Raw genomic sequence first — 390 nt, forward strand, 5'->3', positions numbered from 1 at the left:
TCCCGCTTCTCCACATATTTTACCTCTACCAAATCTCCGCTGAAGATCGCGTCGTTCAGCACATTCTCATAGACCGATAGGACCTGTTCATCGATATCTGGCATCTCAATTTTTTGAATCTCTTTATAGTATTTCGTCAGTAGCGCCTTGTGCTCGGGCATGAGGAATGGGATCCATTTCAACTCTCCCCGATCGCGATACATCGTCATAATAATTACCCCTCTCAATAAAACGAACGTTTGTTCTTATTTTATACCCGATTTGTCCCGTTTGAACAGCCTTTTTCGTGATTGGTGTTCCGTGCGTCCTGTTTCCGTACTCTAGCTCGCTGGTCGTCGGTGCAAGGGACGTCAAAAAAATGACGCGCCCTCCGGCCCGTCTTCCTTCGCT

At 47.2% G+C, this 390-nt stretch carries 1 protein-coding gene; it reads right to left on the reverse strand.

Annotated elements, in window-relative coordinates; genetic code table 11:
* Window positions 1-209, reverse strand: a 209-nt coding sequence (locus KNP72_RS15780) for a YolD-like family protein (RefSeq protein WP_251129066.1), incomplete at its 3' end; no start/stop codon positions are given.
* Window positions 210-390: the final 181 nt, after the last annotated feature.

The sequence above is a fragment of the Exiguobacterium sp. s152 genome, assembly GCF_018618335.1.
GTDB classification, from domain to species: domain Bacteria; phylum Bacillota; class Bacilli; order Exiguobacteriales; family Exiguobacteriaceae; genus Exiguobacterium; species Exiguobacterium chiriqhucha.